At 57.3% G+C, this 18,197-nt stretch carries 27 protein-coding genes and 1 pseudogene; 11 read left to right on the top strand and 17 right to left on the bottom strand.

Annotation, left to right across the window (positions count from 1 at the left end; genetic code table 11):
* Positions 1–7: 7 nt before the first annotated feature.
* Genes ACTJK9_RS01345 through ACTJK9_RS01335 form a run of 3 tightly spaced genes read right to left on the bottom strand, consistent with a single transcriptional unit; the run spans position 8 to position 1,633 of the window.
* Positions 8–565, bottom strand: a complete 558-nt coding sequence (locus ACTJK9_RS01345) for a hypothetical protein (protein ID WP_440811481.1) — start codon at positions 563–565, stop codon at positions 8–10.
* The gene (locus ACTJK9_RS01340; protein WP_440811478.1) at positions 562–1,143 is read right to left on the bottom strand and encodes a hypothetical protein; all 582 of its coding nucleotides are present in this window, start codon (positions 1,141–1,143) and stop codon (positions 562–564) included. Before ACTJK9_RS01340 ends, ACTJK9_RS01345 begins: the two co-directional genes overlap by 4 nt.
* A 4-nt stretch (positions 1,144–1,147) precedes the next feature.
* Positions 1,148–1,633, bottom strand: coding sequence for an HNH endonuclease (locus tag ACTJK9_RS01335; protein ID WP_440811475.1), 486 nt, complete (start codon positions 1,631–1,633; stop codon positions 1,148–1,150).
* 164 nt (positions 1,634–1,797) lie between these two features.
* Between ACTJK9_RS01335 and ACTJK9_RS01330 the strand changes: the two genes are divergently transcribed.
* The gene (locus ACTJK9_RS01330) at positions 1,798–2,076 is read left to right on the top strand and encodes a hypothetical protein (protein WP_440811473.1); all 279 of its coding nucleotides are present in this window, start codon (positions 1,798–1,800) and stop codon (positions 2,074–2,076) included.
* Here the strand turns inward: ACTJK9_RS01330 and ACTJK9_RS01325 are convergent.
* The 14 genes from ACTJK9_RS01325 to ACTJK9_RS01260 form a co-directional block, all read right to left on the bottom strand.
* On the bottom strand, positions 2,063–3,532 hold the full coding sequence (locus ACTJK9_RS01325; protein ID WP_440811470.1) for a DNA cytosine methyltransferase: 1,470 nt from the start codon (positions 3,530–3,532) through the stop codon (positions 2,063–2,065). The two genes, ACTJK9_RS01330 and ACTJK9_RS01325, sit on opposite strands and share 14 nt — an antisense overlap.
* A gap of 376 nt (positions 3,533–3,908) precedes the next feature.
* Positions 3,909–4,289 (bottom strand): hypothetical protein, encoded by a 381-nt coding sequence (locus ACTJK9_RS01320; protein WP_440811468.1) that lies wholly within the window; start codon positions 4,287–4,289, stop codon positions 3,909–3,911.
* Positions 4,290–4,370: 81 nt separating this feature from the next.
* Complete coding sequence (locus ACTJK9_RS01315) at positions 4,371–4,835, bottom strand: hypothetical protein (RefSeq protein ID WP_440811466.1); 465 nt, start codon at positions 4,833–4,835, stop codon at positions 4,371–4,373.
* Positions 4,832–5,074, bottom strand: coding sequence for a hypothetical protein (locus ACTJK9_RS01310; RefSeq protein WP_440811464.1), 243 nt, complete (start codon positions 5,072–5,074; stop codon positions 4,832–4,834). The genes ACTJK9_RS01315 and ACTJK9_RS01310 overlap by 4 nt, the downstream gene beginning before the upstream one ends.
* On the bottom strand, positions 5,071–6,699 hold the full coding sequence (locus tag ACTJK9_RS01305; RefSeq protein ID WP_440811462.1) for a YqaJ viral recombinase family protein: 1,629 nt from the start codon (positions 6,697–6,699) through the stop codon (positions 5,071–5,073). The genes ACTJK9_RS01310 and ACTJK9_RS01305 overlap by 4 nt, the downstream gene beginning before the upstream one ends.
* On the bottom strand, positions 6,696–7,583 hold the full coding sequence (recT, locus tag ACTJK9_RS01300; RefSeq protein WP_440811460.1) for a recombinase RecT: 888 nt from the start codon (positions 7,581–7,583) through the stop codon (positions 6,696–6,698). The genes ACTJK9_RS01305 and recT overlap by 4 nt, the downstream gene beginning before the upstream one ends.
* Positions 7,584–7,741: 158 nt before the next feature.
* Positions 7,742–7,936 carry a hypothetical protein gene (locus tag ACTJK9_RS01295; protein ID WP_039772243.1) on the bottom strand — a complete coding sequence of 65 codons (195 nt, stop codon included), beginning with the start codon at positions 7,934–7,936 and terminating at the stop codon, positions 7,742–7,744.
* Positions 7,933–8,124, bottom strand: a complete 192-nt coding sequence (locus ACTJK9_RS01290) for a hypothetical protein (protein ID WP_248739469.1) — start codon at positions 8,122–8,124, stop codon at positions 7,933–7,935. The genes ACTJK9_RS01295 and ACTJK9_RS01290 overlap by 4 nt, the downstream gene beginning before the upstream one ends.
* Positions 8,121–8,525: a hypothetical protein gene (locus tag ACTJK9_RS01285; protein WP_039772248.1), complete on the bottom strand. Its 405-nt coding sequence runs from the start codon at positions 8,523–8,525 to the stop codon at positions 8,121–8,123. Before ACTJK9_RS01285 ends, ACTJK9_RS01290 begins: the two co-directional genes overlap by 4 nt.
* A 193-nt stretch (positions 8,526–8,718) precedes the next feature.
* Positions 8,719–9,147 (bottom strand): hypothetical protein, encoded by a 429-nt coding sequence (locus tag ACTJK9_RS01280; RefSeq protein WP_440811457.1) that lies wholly within the window; start codon positions 9,145–9,147, stop codon positions 8,719–8,721.
* A gap of 133 nt (positions 9,148–9,280) precedes the next feature.
* A complete protein-coding gene (locus ACTJK9_RS01275; RefSeq protein ID WP_440811454.1) occupies positions 9,281–9,481 on the bottom strand; it encodes a hypothetical protein in 201 nt (66 codons plus the stop codon).
* 514 nt (positions 9,482–9,995) lie between these two features.
* On the bottom strand, positions 9,996–10,199 hold the full coding sequence (locus ACTJK9_RS01270; protein WP_440811451.1) for a DUF1654 domain-containing protein: 204 nt from the start codon (positions 10,197–10,199) through the stop codon (positions 9,996–9,998).
* A gap of 518 nt (positions 10,200–10,717) precedes the next feature.
* Positions 10,718–12,016, bottom strand: a complete 1,299-nt coding sequence (locus ACTJK9_RS01265; protein WP_440811449.1) for an STAS-like domain-containing protein — start codon at positions 12,014–12,016, stop codon at positions 10,718–10,720.
* Between the two features lie 52 nt (positions 12,017–12,068).
* Positions 12,069–12,722: a LexA family protein gene (locus ACTJK9_RS01260; protein ID WP_440811447.1), complete on the bottom strand. Its 654-nt coding sequence runs from the start codon at positions 12,720–12,722 to the stop codon at positions 12,069–12,071.
* A gap of 109 nt (positions 12,723–12,831) precedes the next feature.
* Here ACTJK9_RS01260 and ACTJK9_RS01255 point away from each other — a divergent pair, with 109 nt between their 5' ends.
* From ACTJK9_RS01255 to ACTJK9_RS01210, 10 genes and pseudogenes are all read left to right on the top strand, one after another.
* The gene (locus ACTJK9_RS01255; RefSeq protein WP_440811445.1) at positions 12,832–13,011 is read left to right on the top strand and encodes a Cro/CI family transcriptional regulator; all 180 of its coding nucleotides are present in this window, start codon (positions 12,832–12,834) and stop codon (positions 13,009–13,011) included.
* 82 nt (positions 13,012–13,093) lie between these two features.
* Positions 13,094–13,516 (top strand): phage regulatory CII family protein, encoded by a 423-nt coding sequence (locus ACTJK9_RS01250; protein ID WP_003225286.1) that lies wholly within the window; start codon positions 13,094–13,096, stop codon positions 13,514–13,516.
* Between the two features lie 182 nt (positions 13,517–13,698).
* Positions 13,699–14,088: pseudogene (locus tag ACTJK9_RS01245) on the top strand (phage replication protein); the annotation flags it as partial.
* A gap of 33 nt (positions 14,089–14,121) precedes the next feature.
* Positions 14,122–14,298: an HNH endonuclease gene (locus tag ACTJK9_RS01240; RefSeq protein ID WP_440811848.1), complete on the top strand. Its 177-nt coding sequence runs from the start codon at positions 14,122–14,124 to the stop codon at positions 14,296–14,298.
* On the top strand, positions 14,295–15,221 hold the full coding sequence (locus ACTJK9_RS01235; RefSeq protein WP_440811443.1) for a helix-turn-helix domain-containing protein: 927 nt from the start codon (positions 14,295–14,297) through the stop codon (positions 15,219–15,221). Before ACTJK9_RS01240 ends, ACTJK9_RS01235 begins: the two co-directional genes overlap by 4 nt.
* Positions 15,208–16,005 carry a hypothetical protein gene (locus ACTJK9_RS01230; RefSeq protein WP_440811440.1) on the top strand — a complete coding sequence of 266 codons (798 nt, stop codon included), beginning with the start codon at positions 15,208–15,210 and terminating at the stop codon, positions 16,003–16,005. The genes ACTJK9_RS01235 and ACTJK9_RS01230 overlap by 14 nt, the downstream gene beginning before the upstream one ends.
* The gene (locus ACTJK9_RS01225) at positions 16,002–16,385 is read left to right on the top strand and encodes a hypothetical protein (RefSeq protein ID WP_440811438.1); all 384 of its coding nucleotides are present in this window, start codon (positions 16,002–16,004) and stop codon (positions 16,383–16,385) included. The genes ACTJK9_RS01230 and ACTJK9_RS01225 overlap by 4 nt, the downstream gene beginning before the upstream one ends.
* Positions 16,382–16,852 (top strand): hypothetical protein, encoded by a 471-nt coding sequence (locus ACTJK9_RS01220; protein ID WP_440811436.1) that lies wholly within the window; start codon positions 16,382–16,384, stop codon positions 16,850–16,852. The genes ACTJK9_RS01225 and ACTJK9_RS01220 overlap by 4 nt, the downstream gene beginning before the upstream one ends.
* Positions 16,849–17,523: a recombination protein NinG gene (locus ACTJK9_RS01215; protein WP_440811433.1), complete on the top strand. Its 675-nt coding sequence runs from the start codon at positions 16,849–16,851 to the stop codon at positions 17,521–17,523. Before ACTJK9_RS01220 ends, ACTJK9_RS01215 begins: the two co-directional genes overlap by 4 nt.
* The gene (locus ACTJK9_RS01210) at positions 17,520–18,197 is read left to right on the top strand and encodes a hypothetical protein (protein WP_440811431.1); all 678 of its coding nucleotides are present in this window, start codon (positions 17,520–17,522) and stop codon (positions 18,195–18,197) included. Before ACTJK9_RS01215 ends, ACTJK9_RS01210 begins: the two co-directional genes overlap by 4 nt.

Raw genomic sequence — 18,197 nt, 5'->3', positions numbered from 1 at the left:
TCTCCAATCAGTTATCCGAATTGGTGTAGGTGCGCCAAGGCACCTTCACGCCGTTTACGAGGAATCCCCAAGTCCCTTTGTAGGGGCTGGTGATGAAGAGGGTGAATGCGCCGCCATCGGCAACTCTGTCGATCCGGTGATATTCGCCGTAGCGGAGCTGGGCGGTTTCACCTGGGCGCCGGTCGATGTACTCGGTCGCTTGAGCGTTGGCCGGAACGTTCAGACCTGACAGCGCAGCGTCTTCATGGTCAAGCAGGCGCTGCTCCGTGTAGCCGCCTCGCAGGATGACCGTGCGCGCATTCCATGGGTGGTCATCAAGGTCGCGGGCGTTGTCCTCGCGCTTGATGTGGTGGATTCGTATCGACCACGGAATCAGGCTGATGCGGCGCTTACCGGTCACCGGGTCGTACGGGTTGAACAGCCACCAGCGGCCCATGTACATCTCGGTGCCGTCGGCGGACATGATGTGCAGGTACGGGGTGAGCTTGGCGCGGGCGATGAGCCAGTCGGCGATTGCCTGGCGGGCAAGGAGCTTGGCGATCAGTCGCCAGAGAAAGTTGATCATGCTGCCTCCTGCTGCGGTTGATCCTGGCGCAGCGCCTGCTGCACCGCGAGGATGATTCGTTCGAGGTAGGCGTAATCGGGATTGGGTTCAGTGGCATCGCACGTCATGTGCCACCACTCGTCGCCGAACAGCTTGGTCATCAGTTCGCTGTGGACGGCGTGCAAATGATCAACCGAAGGCGATTCGCGTAGATCCTCTGCCGCGTCGAACATCTCGCGTGCTTCGTCCGATGTGAATTCAAAGCGACGTCGCTCTTTCAGCACCAGGCGCTGCGCCTCATTTGCGAGAGCATCACCGCTGAATTGCCGAGAACGCAGTGACTGGTCGAAGTAACCGATGACGTAGCAGGTGCTCAGCTCGCAGAAGAACTGCGCAATTGTGTGGCCGTCCCACATACCGCCCCAGTAGGCGTGCCAGCTCTTGTCGTAGCAGCTGACCGTGATCTTGCCTCGTTTGGGCGACAGGTCTTCGAGGAACACGGTGATCGGGTCGAGGCTCGGCGCACCGGTGATCACCAGCTTCGTGACGGTCGAGCGCTCAATCTTCAGCGGCTCGGCCGGTTTATTTTCTGTGGGCATGGGGCTATTTCCCGTGGTTGGAGTGGTAGCCGTTCTGGCTTTCGAATGACTTTCGAGCTGCAGCAGCGTCGAGCAGGGTTTGGTGCCGGCCGAGCGGGATGTAGCGACCCCCCAGATAGCCATAGGCTCGCCACCGCGATCTCTCATCCCACATGACGCCCGGCAATCCGGAGGAGTTGGTCCTGTGAAGTCGCTGGTTTCTGGCGTTCTCGATCGCAGTCGCTGGCCGGAGGTTTACCCACCGGTTATCCGTGCGGTCTCCGTTGATGTGGTCGACACAGTCCGGAACGGCGTGCCCCATGAACGCGAAGGCCAATCGGTGCAGGCTCTGATACTTTTTGTCGACCATCACGACCAGGTAGCCGTTTGTGGCCTTGGTTGCTGCGACGGACCCAGATTTCGCGCTGCCTTGGTCAACCCGCCAAGTGAACAGCCCGGTACCTGGGTCATAGCTCAGCAGTTGTTTGAGGTAGTCCTGATTTTTGAGCATGCGCGTCCTATGCCGGGGCATGCCCGGGCGGTGGAGGGTGGGAGGGCTTGCCATCACTAATTACGTAAATCGCCTTGCGTTTTAGCGATCAGAGATATGCTTAACAAAGACCGGTGCATTACCGGATTTTTTGCAGTTCAGTGACCAGAAAAAGGAGTGGCGCAATGACTTGTCCAATCTGCGGTAATGCTGATGCGGTGCAGCACCTGACGTTTGGAGGCGGATTGCGGTTTACGTGCGCCCCTTGCGGTGGCTTTTTTCGGATTTCTTCAACGCTCGAAACACTGGCTGCGGGTAAAACGTTTGACGTGGGTCGAACTCGTCAGCTTCTCGAATCCAAGAGAGAACAGAAAAGGCAGCAACCGCTGGATCCGAACAGGCCTCAGGATCTGGAACCCACTCTTACCTCTGATGACGACGAATTGCTGATCAGCCCGAGTTGATCTGTAGAAGGATGCGCCGGCCGATCCAGCGCACGCAGGGCACGGCCTTGCTGTTGCCGATTGCCTTGTAGCGCGGGCCGTCGGCGTCGCGGACGTACCAGACTTTGCTCTTCTTCGCCTGTCGCACATCCATTCCATCGGCTATGCACTGTTCAGGAGTTTCGTCGGAGTCGAGCTTTCGCCAGCCATCCCATGGGATCTGCGTGTAGTCGTCCGGCATACCTTGTAGGCGTTCGCACTCACGCGGAGTCAGGCGCCGCACCTTTGATCCGCCTACCAGCATTTCAGCCTCGGTCACTGGGTTGCTGTTATTGCGCATGTTCCCCGACCTGAGGGTTGGCGAAACTGATGCGACGATTGCAACCTGACCGCCACCGTTTGCATGGCTTCCCGAGTGGTTCATAGCGCGCAGTGTTGGCGATATCTCGCCGGCATCTCCGCCGTAATCCTTGCACGAGAAAGCCAGCACGGCATTTTCCATCCCATTATTTCTGCCGAGTGTGTGCGCTTGATCGATTCGCACATCGGGATCCTGAGTGCCGTGTACCACGAAGCTCTCAACCTCGAAATCAATCCGCATCCCTTTTGCGGTCAGGCAAGCCGCGACATCTATTGCCCCGCTGGTGCGCCCACCGCCATAAGCCGATACTGGAATGAATGCTTCGGAGTCTGCACGATGGCTGCTTTGTGATTGCGCGCGGAGGGTTGGCGCGGTCAGAGGAATATCGTCCGTGCTGTATCCGCCCCTCTTTCGAGCGCCGCCTGCAATGGTGCTGGCAACGTTTTCTTCCTCGCCAAGGCGCGGCGCATAATCCCTGCGCACGCCGTCGCGCTCAAAAAGTACCTCGGTGGGATCGAATCCGTCTCGAGCACTTGCGACAACGAACACACGGCGGCGTCGTTGGGCCAGGCCGAAATATTGGGCGTCCAGGATCCGCCACGCGATTGTTCTTTTGGGTCCATACACACAACCAGCGTCCGGCCATTTCTTCCCTGAAGGCTGCAGTTCGCAGTCTTCCCCAGCAAGCGCGCCAAGAAAGCATCCGAAGGCGTTCCCTTTGTCGCTAAGTACGCCGGGGACGTTTTCCCAGACGACAACGCAGGCGGGCTTTCGCTGGCCGGCGCGAACATAGTCAACTGCATCTGCAAGCTCCACGTATTTGATGGTAAGGGCGCCGCGCGGGTCGGTGAGGCCTTCGCGCATCCCGGCAACGCTGAACGCCTGGCACGGGGTTCCGCCGACGAGCAAGTCCGGTGCGGCTATCTTGCCGGCCAGCACCTGGGCGCCGAGTTTGGTCATGTCGCCGAGGTTCGGCGTATTCGGGTAGTGATGGGCCAGCACCGCGCTGGGGAAGGGTTCGATCTCGGCGAACCAGGTCGCCCGCATGCCGAGCGGCTTCCATGCAAGCGTTGCCGCCTCGATGCCGGAGCAGACCGATCCGTATTCGATTTCCATAGTGGATCCTCGCCGGCTGGCGTGATTCGTGGAAGTGGGGTATTTGTGTTCTGCCCGGCATGGAGCCGGAAGGAGAAAAAAGTGGGGAAGTTTAAATTGACCGTCTGACGATTAGCTCAGGCTCAAGCCTTGCAACGTATGATCGCGAGAAAAGCTCTGAGGAGCTTTTTTTGGAGCATACCGATGAGCAAGACGTTTACAGGGTTACTCTTCGAGAAGGCACCTACGGGCACACTGGCGAAGTTCGTGCAGAGGGGGAATTCGAAGTTTCCCTTTCCGTAGGCGGAAGTCTGCATGGCCATGTAGTTACCCAATTACCAGGCAATACTCGGAAAGATGAGCCGGAAACGATCATCCTGACGTTGAAAGCTGAGCGTTAAGGCTCAACTATTTCGTCGTCAGGCTCTGGCGGATCGTCGGCGAGCGACTTCATTCCGGCGGCCTGAATAATGCGCGACACCTTTTCAGTAACTACAAAAGGTGTCGTGACACATTTGAGCATCTGGGCCTGCGTTTCGAAGTCGGCTGCGATCAGATTACGCAGCAGGTTCTGATACACCTCCTGCTGGTTGTTGAAGCCGTGGGCGGTCATGACTCGCTTGAGGTCTGGCTTGAACACGCCGGCGACCTCAACCGTAAACTTCTCTACGCCCAATGCAGCGTCCTTCGCTGCTGCCTTCTCGCGCTTCTTGCGCTGCTTGATGGCTTCCGCTGTCAGCGGCGGTTCGACCGGCGCAAGTTCCTGTTCTTCGGCCATGGCCTACCTCTTCAATTCCGCTGGCCGGCAAGTCCAGCCAGGTCTGTCGGCGGCGCGTGGCCGCCCGGTTGGTGGTTCGTCTCACGCTGCAACCTTCACCTGATTCCAGGCGCCGGCGGCGAGGAACAGCTTCGCGGCCTCGGCCTCTGTCAGCGACACCTCGGCCGGGACGGCGATCCATCCCGACGCGATCATGTGGTTCGGATTGCAGGTGCCGCGCAGCTCCAGGTAGTGATGCTCGATCGCGTCCGTCAGGCTCTCGACCTTGTACATACCCTCAGGCGAGATCTCCACGGACTTGATGTACTCGCCGCTGCGCTCGTCTCGACACATGGCGCCGATGTAGATCGTCCAGCGGTAGGAGAAGTCGAACAGGGCATTGGCGATCGCCAGACTGCGGATCTGCCGGCAGTTCTTCCAGTTCACCATGATCTGGCTACCGCTCGGGTCGATGTTCACCGCCGCGACGTGGTTGGTGCTGAGCAGCGCCCGGCAGCTGCGCTCGGCCCGGGCGAAACCGTTGTTGGGTTTGCGTTTCGATTTCATAGTTCGTCCGCCATCTTGCGCAGCGCCTTGCGGTCGGCGGCCGATATCGGCTTCGGGCGTCGCTTGAGGACCGTTTCAGGGTCTATTTTCTTCGAGCGAGGCGGAGGCAGCGGATTGCGCGGCGGACTTTTCAGCTGGTCGATCTGTCCGCCGGCGGCCAGGTACTGGGCGACTCGTTCAGAGATCGCCTCAGCTTCCGGCCGTTGCTGCTCCACCAGGTTGAGGTGGTTGCTGATCATGCTGCCACCTTGACCAGCTTCACGCCGGCCATGCTGAACTTGGAGCCTTGGTCTGCGACCATCGCGTCGAGCGCGTCCCAGTTCACGGTCAGCAGCGAAATAGGGGCTTGGCCGTAGGCGACAGCTTTGACCAGCGATTCCAGGTCGAACACTTCGGCCTGCAGGTTTACCGGCGCCGCAGTGGTGGTTGCTGACTTCGCGGCAGTCTGAGTCGGCGCAGCGACCGTCACTGGTGCCGGGCTTGCGACTGGCGTTGGCTCGATCGGTGCCTTGGCTTTCGCCTCAGCTTCGATTCGCTGCAGCTCCTGCTGGCGGATCTGCTCGCGCTGGGCTTCGGCTTTCTGCTCCTCGGCCTTCTTGTGTTCCGAAATCCGCAATTTGATCAGCGTGACCAGATCGTCGTTCGCCTTCATCACCAACTGCTGAACGTCGTTGAACAGGAACATGTAGTCGGCTGCGAGCTCGTCCAGGCTGGCCAAGTTACTCCGGATGCTGTCGCCGATCTGACTGGCAGCAATTTTCGCCCTGGCCAGCTCGGAATCGGCAGAGTCGCGGAGGCTGCTGATCGTCTTTTTGCCTTTGATGGCTCCGGCGAAATCTGCAGGCACCGCCGGCATCCGCGCTTTCCCGCCCAGTGAAGTATTGATCTGGTCGATGTGGACCTTCAGCGCCTTGGCTGCATCCATGACGATGTCTTCACGGATACTGAGCTTGCGGGCTTTCACCAACTTGTCGAGCATCAGGCGCTTGGCGCGCGCCTCGGCGCTGATTTCGTCGATGGTGCGGAACAGCGCGTCGATGCTTTCGGTTTGGCTCAGTGCATGCTGCTTGGCAGCTTCCAGCCGCTCCTCGACATCACCGCACCATTTGACCGTTTTTTCGGCGTCAGCGAAGTGCTGATCGGTTTCCAGCACAGTGTTGATCGAACCGAAGACGGCCAGCGAGTGAGCCTTGAACTGCTCAAGGTTGCTCGCCGTGACCATCCCAGTAACCTCGATGCGCAGAGCGGGCAAGGATTCCGGCGTTTTACCAACAGCCTCCGGCACCGCCTCGGCGGGAGTGAAGTCCTGTAGATCGGCTTGAAACTGTTTCCAGCCTGCGACAAGTGTCGCGGCCCGGCCCTGCACCGGCGTGTATTCCATCGAAACGAAGTTTTCCTCGGTGCCGTCGGAGCAGACGAAAATTACTTTCTCTGCGCCGCTGACCAGCAGCTGCTGTTCGAGCTGCCAGTAGTAGTGCGGATCAAGGTTGCCGGCGCGAACGTCGGCAGCCAGTTGCTCGTTCCACATTTTGTGTTCGAACAGCACGTCGCCGAGGATTGTGCAGCCGTCGAGGGATGCGAGCAGATCACCTTCGGTGCCGACGACGGGAAACAAGTCCTCGCCAATTCGCCCCTCAAGAATCGGCCGAGCGAGAGCCTCGGCTTCGTGTCCTTTATCGAAGAGATTTTTCTGCACCCACCATGACACGTCCCGATCGAGCCCGGTTTTTTTCGCGTGCAGCAGTTCAGTGCGCTTCATCTGCTTCGAGGCGCCCATCATTGCCGGCGCTTCTGAAGCAGTGAAGTAGTTGGCGCGGAGCGCGTGCCAGGCTTCGGAGCCCTGAGCGACATTGTGGATTTTCATTCTTGGTCTCCTTCAATTGGCGCGAGCGCTTTGATCTTGGCGATCTGCTCTTGGCTCAGGGTGAATTTGCTGCTGACGGTTGCGATCAGGTGATCAGGGGCGGAGCGGCCGGCGTCGACCGCGGTTTGCCATTTGGGCAGGTTTTCCGCGAGCTTATCGTCGGGGTAGGGCGGAAGTTCCGCTGGTGCCGCGCTACGCGCCGGTGATACGTCGCGAATGGTGGGCGCGGTTTCTTCCAACTCGTCCGGGCTATACACGCCGAGGATCACGTCCGGGCAGTAGAGGCGCGACCAGCGCTTGGTGGCGAGGTACGCTAGTTGCTGGCGAGGGTCATCAGCCCAAAGTGTGCTGTTGCGGGTGCGAGCCTGGGCCAGCAGCAACTCAAGGACTCGCGGCTCGTCTTCGCCCCGGAAGGTCGCCCAGACCTTTACGCCCAGACCTTCCTCGTCCTCAAGCTTCCAGCCCGGGACGCGGTACTCGCCTTTGTCGCCGTTCTTGATGGTGAATTTGCCGATCACCTTCTCCCAGGCGCCGTACCACTCGTAGTGCAGGCGATCCACCACCGGTGCGCAGGTAGTGATCACCGCGTTTACCAGCTGCGCTTCGTAGCCCAGCACGCCGTTCACCAAGTGCGTTTTCTGCGCCACGGCGAACGGGTTCATCTTCCACTGCATCGACTGCATGACGACCGCCAGACAATCGGCAGCATTGCCGTTGAAGTGCTTGGGCAGCGTGGCGCGGCCGGTGGCCATGACTTCGGCCAGGCGCATCATCTTGTCCAGGCTATCGCCGTCCAACACCAGAGCACTGGTGCTGGTTGCTGCGTGCGGAAGTACGTGAAGGTTTCGGTCGTGCGCCACCGGCGCCACGCTTTGAACGGACATGACTGTTCCTTGCCGCGCCGGGCGCGCAGCGAATGAATGTTTGATTTATTGAGTGATGCGGTCGGCGAGGGCGCTGAGCAGCATCAGGAAGGTGAAGACGCCGATGGCGGAGAACGAGCCGCGCCGGATCAGAATGCGGCGGGCCAGCTGGCGACCGGTCACGGCCGAACCTTCACAGCGATCCGTTTGCCCTTCATGGACGGCGCCAAGCGTTGCGGGAGATTCGAAACCAACTCCTCGCGCTTGCGACCGATCACCTCGTTGAAAGGAAGACCGAAGCCGAGCAGGGCGATCTTGTGTTCGATGTCCTCCAGTTGCTCATCAATCAGCGATTTAACCGGTGCCGTACTCATGCCGTCTCCTTGCGCTGCTGACAGACGTCGCGCAGCCGTTCGCAGTAGTGGTTGAACTCGTCAATGGTGATGGCGCCGTCGGTGAAGAGGCGGGTGATCAGCTCCTGTACGAGCAGCCCTGTCTCCTCATGGGCGAAGGGAGCGGTGACACCATCAAGTGCTTTGTCGATCAGAATGTGCGGGCTCAAAAGCCACACTCCTGCTCGACGCGATCGCTTTCGCGCTTGGCATCGCGGTACTCGTTGGCGTGCACCGCGACCAGGTCGCCAGCCAATGTTCGAATGATCAGCGGATCACCGCCGACGGCTTCGACGGCCCAGGTGTGCAAGATCCCGCCATCGCCGCGCCGGACCAGCTCGATAAGGATTTTCTCGATACAGCGGTCTGGGTCTGGATTCGCAGCCATGTGATCCGCCAGCGCTTCCGGCAGGTGATCAGCGTTGACCAGAACCTTGCTTCGTCCCACCGGATTCGGCGCTTCGATATGGCGCCGGCGCAGCAGATCGTCGACCGACTCGGTCAACCATTCCTGGCCAGCCTCTGTATCGAGAAAATCGTCTTCCGGGATGAGCTTGCGTAGAGCTGACATGGTCGCCTCCAGGGTGGCGGAGTGTTGATCCAACAAAACTCGAATGCACTCATCCGCTCCGCTGGTTGCCGTTGGGCGCGGAGGGGAGTGCATTCGGGATTGGTCGGGGTATTGATGACTAGCTGCGCGGGATCATTGCGATGCGACGCGCAGAAAAAAGCCCGCGTGAGAGGCGGGCTTCAGGGGGCAGACTTCAGAGGCAGTCGGATTTGCCTATCTGAAACTCGGCTACCGGTGAACTGGTTGAATCTTTGTACAGGAGGTCAACGGAAAGACCCGATTTCACGAATTGCCCTAACCCTTTTTCATTACAGAATGCAGTAGCTGCAAGCGCTCTTGCGTCCTTGGTGAATTCATCAGAATCGATTTCGTCTTTCGTGACGTTTTTGAGTGTGTAAGAGATACGCATGACCTCATCGCTGTAGGTCACAGAATCGACGCGAGTTAAATCGTCAGATACTTTTCCGGACTGGGCGCCCATGATGAGCGCGAGCCCTTTGAGCTGGCGTTCCCGCTCCTCCTTTTTCTCTTCCGGGGCAGATTGTTTGTGCCACACCTGAGCCAAGATAAAGAGCAACGTCGTTGCCGAAAAAAAGATTATCAATCCGCGATATTGCTTCAACTGAGATCACCGTAGCGAAAGGCCATCATCTATTGGACCATGCCGATTGCACCATCTCAAGTTTGAAAACGTCGTAGCGAAGCGGTGGGGCCGGCGGTGGAGTCTTATTCCAAGCCACCGGCAACGAGCATGGTCACTCTACGGTGCAGATCCAGAGATGGTTATGCCGGTATGGCGCGCGAGTAAAGTGAACATCTGAAACCAGATTCATGCCTCGCTCTTGCAGCGCCTCGGTCAGTTGTACGAGTGTCTCTGCTTGGATAGTCATTGCTGTCACCTCGTCAGATTTACTGCGTTCATAATTCTTGACCGAGCGGGCAAGTTGCAAATTCATTTTTTCTACCTCGGCGATTGTTCAATCCATACCGCAGAGCACTCCCTGACTGTCCCCTTCATCTGAGATTTAGGGCAGGGAGGGCTCTGCGCTATGGATTGATGCCGCTTCAGAAAAGCGGCATCAATAAATCTACGGAAATTGCTCGCGCCTCCTACCAGGTCATTCGCCAGTTCGGTCAACACCTCGTCCGCCGTCGCAGTTCTGCGCGTTGGTAGCCTTTCGGGGCTATCGGATCGCCGGTCGCCAGTAGTGGCAGCGCGATTTTGTTCACCTGACTTCATCTCGCCCCACAGGTGTGGCCGGGGCTGACCTCCCAGCGTGAGCCGGGTAATCGTTTATGGCGCGAGTTGTTAAAGAGCGACGCAGCTTTCGCTGCGGGCCGACGGCGTTCGTTGCTGGCCTGAGCTGAATTTAAGCAAGCTGAAACTTGATAGTCAAGCAAGCTTAAATTATTAATTCAGAATGCTGAAATTCGAAAGCGACAAAAAGCCCGCTCAATGGCGGGCTCGTCTTAACCTTCGCAGTACCCTCGCCACCCTATCCTGACGGCCCCTCCTTCTAAATGCTCGATGCGGATGCCGATTGTTTCTTCAATCTCCTGAATCACTTGCTGCCAAGCTTCCGGGCTCTCGTCGTCATTGCGGGCCACGGTCAAAACCTGAACCTTTTGCACGTTCGGAGCCGAAATCAGGCGTTGGATGCGGCGACCTACCATTACGTATGAGTCTCCTGAATGTCTTGCGGGCGAAGCGGTAGCGGGCATCGATAGCTCCTTGCTTGTACTGTATGCGTATACAGTATTGTGGCTGTCATAATTTGGCAAGATGGCCGTAAGGACGCTTGGTGCTGGTCACATTGTTTTCGGCAGTTAACACTGGGAGTGTGGACGGACTGTACTAAGGATTTACAATCCACTAAGTAAGCCTCTTGGATGATGCTCGGAGAGAGCCATCGGCGGCTGTCTGGCGCAACGCGCTAGAAGTAACAGAAGTCTTAAGGAGCCGATGAGCAGTACGACAAAGTTGAAACTGGTGCACGGCATAATCAAAGCTGCCGACTGGAGAGGGGTGCGGGTGGGGGCGAGCAAAAAAAAGCTCTCTAAAATTTAGAGAGCTTTTTAGGGGGGAAGGAATGTTTTCTTATAAAAACAGTCCTAGAAATCGACGCTAATGCGACTCCATTCGCATCGACTTGGTATTTTTAGTACGAAAATCTTTATGTGTCAATATTTTCTTAAGTGTTATCGTCGAGAATGAAATCGATAGTCTCTCGGATCTCCGGCGTGGCATTGACAAATTTTATAACTTTGTAGGCATTCATGCCTAGACCTTTAATTGGCGAAGCGAGTAGCGCGCTTAAAAAGCTATGTGGAGAGCTCTTCACCCCATCGAAATCTATAACAATGGTTTTCCCTTCGTCTAATGCAGGGAAAATCCTCTTATCTCTGAATTTTATCGCCGCCTCTTTGTCTTCGGCATAGCTACCAAAGAAATTATTTATACCGAAAATACATCTCGACTCTTCTTCTTTGGCGTCTCCTTGTTTTTGCTCCTTGTCCGCAGCGTCTCTGAACTCTTGCATTATTTTGTGAAGCAAAAAAGATGGGTTACTTTCGAGTCTTAGAGAAACTAGAACTAATGTGCCTGGCCACGCATTCGCCAGACTTCGCTGAGTCATGTCCCTTGGCGAAATATGGACTAGACCGTGGTTGGAAATGATGTGCATATCTGCATTTAAGCGGCGAATAATATTCGATGAGATATAGAGTCCCATGCCGGCATTGTTCTTGTTTCTATAAGGATCATTTTTCCCAAATGTCCCTGAGACCTTCGACCTCAGGGCCAGCATAATGGCTTCCTCATCTGATTCTTGCCCGGGGAAAGCTTGCTCAATATGTTTTTTTATGCCCATGCCAAGATCGGCGATAATGAATTGAATTTCATTTCGCTGTTGGTACCAAGTGAATTGGACAAGGGAAGGAATCTGCATGACCCCGTTTCTCATGTAGCATGGGCCATGTTCCATAGTGTTATAGAGAAGCTCGCTCAGTACGTAACGTAGCGTCCCTTCGTACTCCACGTTGAAACCCTTCGTGTATGCCTGAGCCGACTCGATGACGGTCTTGAAGTCATTAATTTCTCTGACTGCAAATAACGGTTTGAAGTGATGTCCTTTAAACTGCTGTCCTTTATTAAATAAAACAGAAAATGCCCCTCTGGCGCCCATCGCGCGCCACATGCTGCTTGCTCCGGTACTCTTTTCGTTCTCTAAGAATGTAACTTTGCATCCTTGCGCCTTCAGTCTCCAAGCGTAAATGGTTAGCAAGGAGATGGCTTGATAATTGGCAGTGTGGCACTGTGTTAGATCAATAGTTACTGGAGTGTCATGAATATCCCACTCAAAGAAAGCGAGCAATCTATTGAAGTCATAAACATCATGTTCCTTGAAAGAAAAGCGCGGAGGCAAAACAAATGTTTTGGTTCTTTGCGTCTCGAGGATTTTTTTCAATTCAATAAGCTGCTCGTTGTGCATCATCTTCGATCCTTGAGAATATCCGTTTGCGCTACCACAGGTTCACTGCGCTTTAAAATTTCTGTAAAGCCCTGACTACAACGCCCACGATTCGGCAATGCTCGTCAAATGGTTCAATCGGGTAACCAGGGTTTAGTGGTTTCAGGAACAAGCGTCCGCCGTCACTGACAAGCTTTTTAAACGTGGCTTCATTGCTATCTGGCAGCTTGGCCACAACCAGCTTGCCCGGGGCAACCTCGGCTTCGGTATCGACCAAGATGAAAGTGCCTTCAGTGATGCTCTGGCCGGCGGGCGCCGTCATCGAATCACCTTTGACCTTCAGCCAGAACGCTGTGCCCTTTGAGTCGTACTCCGAGAACTCATAGTTGTCCGAGAATCCGGCCGGGTAGGGCTCTACGGCTTCCGACCAGGACCCGGCAGCAACCCAACTGATTACCGGGTAGCGGAATGATTTTGTTGGCAGGGCAGCGGGGGAAATGTTCGACTCAGAAGCCTCCCGCTCATCACCCTCGCCAATGGCCAGCCACTCCGCTCGGAAGCCAGTCGCTTTCGCCAACGCGTAAAGATTCTCCGGCCTGAGGCTTTTGCTCTCACCGGTGATCCATTGAGTGACGGCCGAATTTGCAACGCCGCAAAGCGATGCTATTTCCCCTTTCTTTTTACCGCTGACCTGTATGGCGCGGGCGATGCGTTCGTGTCTTTCCATGGACTCAATATTAAGTTAACTGAATTTAAGCATGCAGTAGGCGAAAATCAACATTGATGCCTTAACTTAAGCATGCTTAAATCGTTTTAAGCTCGAACGAGGACGCGCAATGAATACGCATGAAGTCGCCGAATTCTTCGGCAGCAAGACGAAGCTGGCACTCGCTTTGGGCATTCGTCCAAGCGCCGTGACTATGTGGGGGGAAACGATTCCCGAATCCCGGCAGTACCAGATCCAAGTCCTTTCTAAGGGCAGATTCAAGGCAGCAAAGAAAGGGCAGGCCGCCTGACGTCCATGTCTGCCTATCCAATGAGCAAATGATCGCTTCTGCATCGACAGGGCGCTACGGAAACAAATTTGAGGTTTTACGAATGGAAGACTTTTTGGATGCATGCCAGGCGGCAGTGAAGGGCAACGAGCCTAAATCCCTGGCTGCAAAGATGGGTGTTCCTCATGTGAGCCTCCTGCAGCGCGCCAATCCTGACAACGATGCTCACCGCCTGACCGTGGAGCATCTGTTCGGGATCTTGCTGCACACCGGCGACATGCGCCCGCTTGCAGTCCTGGCCGCGGAGTTCGGTTTTGACCTAGTGGCGAGGACCGAGCCAAAACCTGAAGCGCTCACCAAATCGCTGATCAATGTCGCGAAGGAAGTGGCCGATCTGACCATCGCCGTTCATGAGGCACTGGGCGACAACCATGTCAGCACCTTCGAGAAGAACCTGATCCGCCAAGAGATCAGTCACGTACGCCAAAGCTTGGACGTGATGGATGCGTCAGTTAAGGCAGCCTGAATTTCAGACACAAAAAAGCCGACGTACGAGGTCGGCTTTTTCAACAGCGGTAAAACAAGTGGAGCTGATTATGCACGCACAACCACAACTGGACAATACCGGAAAGATCGCGACACGTTTTTCGAATTCTGAAAACGTGTCGCGAGCTTTTATCTTTTCCGCTTACGTCAGGAACACCTGACATGCAGTTCACCGTTACGATCAATCAGGTGAAGGCGCTGGAGTGGGGGCTGAATTCTCAGCAGGCCCTGCTGTTCGCCTTCGTATACGGCTGCCCGAGCTGGACGAAGCCAATCAAGACTGACGACGGGATTTTCTTCGCGTTGAGCAAGGCCAAGATCATCGAGGAGCTGCCGTTGCTCACCGATAAGCCAGATACCGCTTACCGCATGCTGAAGGCCCTAGAAGAGGCTGGGCTGATTGAGCTTTCCAGCACTTCGAACATCACGCTGTTCCGCCTGACCGAGAAGGCGATCGAGTGGAATCCCGATCGCATGGGGCACTTCAGTGCATACCAGCCGCCGGTGCTGCCACCTCGCCGTCGAACGAAGAAAAAGCCCATTCCTTCCGAATTGCGAACTCTTGTTTTTGCTCGAGATGGGCATGTGTGCCTGCGCTGTGGCTGTTCGGTGCGACTCCGCTTGAGAGCTGACCATGTCATTCCAGAAAGCCTGGGTGGCGAAGCATCCATGGAAAACCTTCAAACATTGTGCATGTCCTGCAATAGCTGGAAGGGCGTTCAGACCATCGATTTTCGCGGTATCACCGGAGGTGCCGCATGAGCATGGGCCTTATGGTCGCCGCTATGAAGCTCCGCGTCGGTAACCCACTGCGTAAGCTGGTCCTCATCAAGCTGGCAGACAATGCGAGTGATATGGGGGAGTGCTGGCCGTCCTATCAACACATCGCCGATCAGTGCGAGATCAGCAAACGTTCCGTTATGAACCACATCACCGCGTTGTGCGAGTCAGGGCTGCTGCGCAAGGAAATCAGGAAGGGTGGGCCGAAGGGCAATTCGTCGAATGTTTACTTCCTGACTCTTGATGGTGGTGCACCTCCTGCACCAGGGGTAGTGCAGCAGATTCACCAGGGTAGTGCAGCTGATTCACCCCCTAGTGAATCTCCTGCACTAGGGGGTAGTGCAGGAGCTGCACCCAGAACCAGTCACTCTTCTGAACCAGTCAATGAACCGGTCATTGAACCAATTGCACCCCCGGCTTCCGCCGAGGTCGTGCCGGCTCAGTTCTGCAACCTGGTGCTGGTGGTCGATCGCACTGACGCTCCACGGGTTGAGATCCCCGCTGACATGCCGGGCCCCAAAGACCAGTCCTGCAAAACCTTCAAAGTCTGGGCGAACTACGCCATGGCCTACCGCAAGCGCTACAGCACTTGGCCGGTGTGGAACGCCAAGGTCGGTGGCCAGCTCGGCCAACTGGTCGACCGTCTCGGCGCCGATGTTGCCCACCATGTCGCAGCGCACTACCTGAAGACCAGCGACGCCGGCGTCCTGCGCAAGTGCCACAGCCTCAACGAGCTGCTGGCCAACGCCGAGAGCTACCACACCCAGTGGGTGACCGGTCAGCGCATCAACGGGACCACCGCCCGCCAGATGGAGCGCACCGAGGCAAACGTCTCCGCCGCCGAGCAGGCCGCGCAGATGGTCCTGGCCAAGCGGCAAGGGGGAGAGCGCAATGAGTACCTTTGAAATGAATGATCAGCAGGTTGCCGGGCTCGCGGCAGCGATCTGCGCTACCGCCGAGGCCATGGGTCAGGAAATGAACCCAGGCACCGCAGCGATGATGGCTGAAGACCTCTGCGCCTACTCGGTGCCGACCGTGAAGGCTGCGTTGAAGGCCTGCCGCTTCGAGGTGAAGGGCAAGCTGGCGATGGCCGACATTCTCCAACGGGTCCAGGCCGCCGACGGTCGTCCGGGAAAGGACGAAGCATGGGCGATCGCAATGACCACGAACGACGAGTTCGAAACCGTGGTGCTGACTGACGAAATCCAACTCGCGCTGGCGGCTGCAAAACCTGTCCTCGATGGCGGCGACAAGGTCGGTGCGCGCATGGCGTTCAACAGCGCTTACGAGCGGCTGGTGGGGCAGGCCCGGGAGGACAACAAGCAGGTCAACTGGCACGTGTCTGTCGGTTTCGATGCCAATCGCCGCACTCAGGCGATCACCAAAGCCGTGCAGATGCAGCGAATCCCACAGGAGCGCGCTCAGCAGTACCTGGCCGACTTGAGTGTCGTGCCGGTCACTGAAGACGGGCGGGCGGTTGCGGCTCTGCTCACCGGCGAAGTCGCGCGTCCATCTTCGAAGCTTCGGGAAAAACTCGCAGCGGTGAAGGACTCGATGCTCGCCATGCGCAAGGCATCAGCAGAGGAACAAACAGAACTGCGAATTCTGGCAGCCAACGAGCTGGCCGATCGCCGGGCGCTGCTCATTCAGCAGGCCGAACAATTGAAAGCAAGGAGCGCGGCTCAATGACCGATATCACTGACCAGAAAAAGCAGGCTGAGGCCGGCTTTAAAAACTTCCACCGCAGCCTCTGCGAGCGCTTCGGCTACTACCACGACGAGCTCGACTGGCAGCGTGACCAGGTCTCGCTGGAAGAACACATCGCCACGCAACTCAGCCACGTCAACGCGGAGAACGCTGCGTTACGCGGGCAGGTTGAGGCGTTGCAGCGTGGCGCCGGGCAACTGCAAGAGCAAGTCGATATTCTGCGCCCGGACGCCGATCGGTACCGCGGCGTTCGCCGAGTAGCCAATCAGCAGGGATACAGCGACGAGCAGTTCGACCAACAAACCGACGCTCGGATCGCCAATCTCGGCGCTGCTGCTCCGAACAAAGCGGTGCAGCCATGACTGACAAGATCAGCGTCAACTGCCCGGCCAAGCTCTCCGAGGCCATCACACGCCTCAGCACCATGTTCCGCGATAAGAAGTTCGTCGTGGTCTCGCTTCGTCCGGGCAAGGACCGCACGCTTGACCAGAACCGGTTGTGGTTCGCCATGTACAAGCGCATCTCCGAGATGACCCAGATCGGCGATGAGGCCGACGCCCGCCGGTATTGCAAGCTGCACGTCGGCGTGCAGATCCTGCTGAATGAGGATGCCGGGTTTCAGGCGGAGTGGTATCGGGTGATGCGTCACCTGCCGTACGAGACAAAGCTTGCCATGATGGGGGGCTGCCATCTGTTCGGCCCGGACGGTTTTCCGGTTACCAGTCTGTTCAATCGGGCCCAGGGCATCGCCTACACCGACCGCATCGTCGCGCGCTTCGCGCCTCAGGGCGTGTACTTCGATGATCTGCTGAGCCAGGAGGCCGCATGAAGCGCACGCCACTACAGCGCAAAACCCCGATCAGGTCTGGCCGTCCACGGCGAAAACGCTGCCCATCCTGCCGAGTCATGTTCACGCCAGCGCGCGACGGCCAGGCCGTGTGTGGAGAGGTCGAGTGCGCCATCGCTCACGGTCAGTCAGAGAAGGGGCAGGCAAAAGCTCGCAAGGCTCTGGCGGATTTTGGGCGGCGCGAGATCGAAGTCCGAAAGGAAAAGCTGAAAACGCGCACCGATCACCTCAAGGACGCCGAAAAGGCAGTTCGCGACTACCGGCGCATCTACGAATTGAGCATCGACAGCGGCTGCATCAGCTGCGGCGAATCGCAGGAATCGATTCTGGCGGCGCAGGGCTGGAAGACTGGCGGCGCGTTCGACGCGGGCCACTATCTCGGCAAGGGCGCTCGGCCGGAGCTGCGACTGGTGCCAAACAACATCTGGTTGCAGTGCAAAAGCTGCAACGCCGGATCGTCCAAATACGCCCGAAAGGGCCAGACAGTTTCGCAAGGTTTCCGCACCGGCCTTGTCGCCCGCATCGGCCTGGAGGCTGTCGAGGCGCTCGAAGCAGATCACGAACCACGCAAACACACCGTAGAGGAACTGAAGGCCATCACCGCCGAGTTCCGGGCAAAGACCAAGGAATTGAAGAAGGGGCAGGCAGCATGAAATTGATCAACGCACGTCAAGCGTGGACAGACGCACAGCATGAGTCGAACGCCTCAATCAGTGCAGCGGCGGCCGAGCGGGCAAAATCCGCGACTGTCGTCCGGAAGGAGAAGGCCGCGCTTCGAGAGGTCATCTTTGCCGCCCAGGGCGAGGACAAGGAAGAGCGCATCATGGCCGTGCGCCAGAAGATCCACATTGCCGAGACGCGCCGCACGCCTATTGGCCGCTCAACGCATCGAGCTGCGCACCTGGTGACCATGGGGAAAGTGCAGAAGGCAATCGAGTCGCTGCCGTTCCAGGTGCAGCAGTTGGGGCACTACCTTTATCACCCGAGCATGACCGTAGTGCACATGCTCAACGCCGAGAAGCTGATCTGGTCGGACACTGACTTTAGTGCGCTCACTGATGCCAAGGCGGCAAAGGTGCATTGCCTGATAACCTGCGCCCTGCAGTCCTACAAGGCCGAGGCGAACGGCGGTGACGCGTGGGGCCCGGCTCGAGTGTCTGACGCCATGATGAAGCTGTACGGGATCGCTATCCAGCCCAAGCATTGGGATCGCGACTGGCTCGACATCTGGATTTTCCTGCGAAATGCCATCGAGGAAGTGGATGTTCAGGCTCAACATCCGGTGTGGCAGGTTATTCACGCAGAAAATTCCGAGGATGCGGCATAA

Source organism: Pseudomonas sp. 22082 (genome assembly GCF_052046055.1).
Classification (GTDB): Bacteria; Pseudomonadota; Gammaproteobacteria; order Pseudomonadales; family Pseudomonadaceae; genus Aquipseudomonas; species Aquipseudomonas pharyngis.
Note: the sequence above shows the minus strand (reverse complement) of the source record. Positions and strands in the feature narration are given on the sequence as shown.

Excerpts from the sequence above, each read along its gene's own strand:
- ACTJK9_RS01225 (WP_440811438.1), top strand. The coding sequence starts at position 16,002 with ATGACCGATATCACTGACCAGAAAAAGCAGGCTGAGGCCGGCTTTAAA.
- ACTJK9_RS01330 (WP_440811473.1), top strand. The coding sequence starts at position 1,798 with ATGACTTGTCCAATCTGCGGTAATGCTGATGCGGTGCAGCACCTGACG.
- ACTJK9_RS01250 (WP_003225286.1), top strand. The coding sequence starts at position 13,094 with ATGGAAGACTTTTTGGATGCATGCCAGGCGGCAGTGAAGGGCAACGAG.
- ACTJK9_RS01255 (WP_440811445.1), top strand. The coding sequence starts at position 12,832 with ATGAATACGCATGAAGTCGCCGAATTCTTCGGCAGCAAGACGAAGCTG.
- ACTJK9_RS01210 (WP_440811431.1), top strand. The coding sequence starts at position 17,520 with ATGAAATTGATCAACGCACGTCAAGCGTGGACAGACGCACAGCATGAG.
- ACTJK9_RS01230 (WP_440811440.1), top strand. The coding sequence starts at position 15,208 with ATGAGTACCTTTGAAATGAATGATCAGCAGGTTGCCGGGCTCGCGGCA.
- ACTJK9_RS01340 (WP_440811478.1), bottom strand. The coding sequence starts at position 1,143 with ATGCCCACAGAAAATAAACCGGCCGAGCCGCTGAAGATTGAGCGCTCG.
- ACTJK9_RS01335 (WP_440811475.1), bottom strand. The coding sequence starts at position 1,633 with ATGCTCAAAAATCAGGACTACCTCAAACAACTGCTGAGCTATGACCCA.
- ACTJK9_RS01325 (WP_440811470.1), bottom strand. The coding sequence starts at position 3,532 with ATGGAAATCGAATACGGATCGGTCTGCTCCGGCATCGAGGCGGCAACG.
- recT (WP_440811460.1), bottom strand. The coding sequence starts at position 7,583 with ATGTCCGTTCAAAGCGTGGCGCCGGTGGCGCACGACCGAAACCTTCAC.
- ACTJK9_RS01320 (WP_440811468.1), bottom strand. The coding sequence starts at position 4,289 with ATGGCCGAAGAACAGGAACTTGCGCCGGTCGAACCGCCGCTGACAGCG.
- ACTJK9_RS01315 (WP_440811466.1), bottom strand. The coding sequence starts at position 4,835 with ATGAAATCGAAACGCAAACCCAACAACGGTTTCGCCCGGGCCGAGCGC.
- ACTJK9_RS01305 (WP_440811462.1), bottom strand. The coding sequence starts at position 6,699 with ATGAAAATCCACAATGTCGCTCAGGGCTCCGAAGCCTGGCACGCGCTC.
- ACTJK9_RS01275 (WP_440811454.1), bottom strand. The coding sequence starts at position 9,481 with ATGAATTTGCAACTTGCCCGCTCGGTCAAGAATTATGAACGCAGTAAA.
- ACTJK9_RS01270 (WP_440811451.1), bottom strand. The coding sequence starts at position 10,199 with ATGGTAGGTCGCCGCATCCAACGCCTGATTTCGGCTCCGAACGTGCAA.
- ACTJK9_RS01215 (WP_440811433.1), top strand. The coding sequence starts at position 16,849 with ATGAAGCGCACGCCACTACAGCGCAAAACCCCGATCAGGTCTGGCCGT.
- ACTJK9_RS01285 (WP_039772248.1), bottom strand. The coding sequence starts at position 8,525 with ATGTCAGCTCTACGCAAGCTCATCCCGGAAGACGATTTTCTCGATACA.
- ACTJK9_RS01260 (WP_440811447.1), bottom strand. The coding sequence starts at position 12,722 with ATGGAAAGACACGAACGCATCGCCCGCGCCATACAGGTCAGCGGTAAA.
- ACTJK9_RS01220 (WP_440811436.1), top strand. The coding sequence starts at position 16,382 with ATGACTGACAAGATCAGCGTCAACTGCCCGGCCAAGCTCTCCGAGGCC.
- ACTJK9_RS01295 (WP_039772243.1), bottom strand. The coding sequence starts at position 7,936 with ATGAGTACGGCACCGGTTAAATCGCTGATTGATGAGCAACTGGAGGAC.
- ACTJK9_RS01235 (WP_440811443.1), top strand. The coding sequence starts at position 14,295 with ATGAGCATGGGCCTTATGGTCGCCGCTATGAAGCTCCGCGTCGGTAAC.
- ACTJK9_RS01265 (WP_440811449.1), bottom strand. The coding sequence starts at position 12,016 with ATGCACAACGAGCAGCTTATTGAATTGAAAAAAATCCTCGAGACGCAA.
- ACTJK9_RS01310 (WP_440811464.1), bottom strand. The coding sequence starts at position 5,074 with ATGATCAGCAACCACCTCAACCTGGTGGAGCAGCAACGGCCGGAAGCT.
- ACTJK9_RS01345 (WP_440811481.1), bottom strand. The coding sequence starts at position 565 with ATGATCAACTTTCTCTGGCGACTGATCGCCAAGCTCCTTGCCCGCCAG.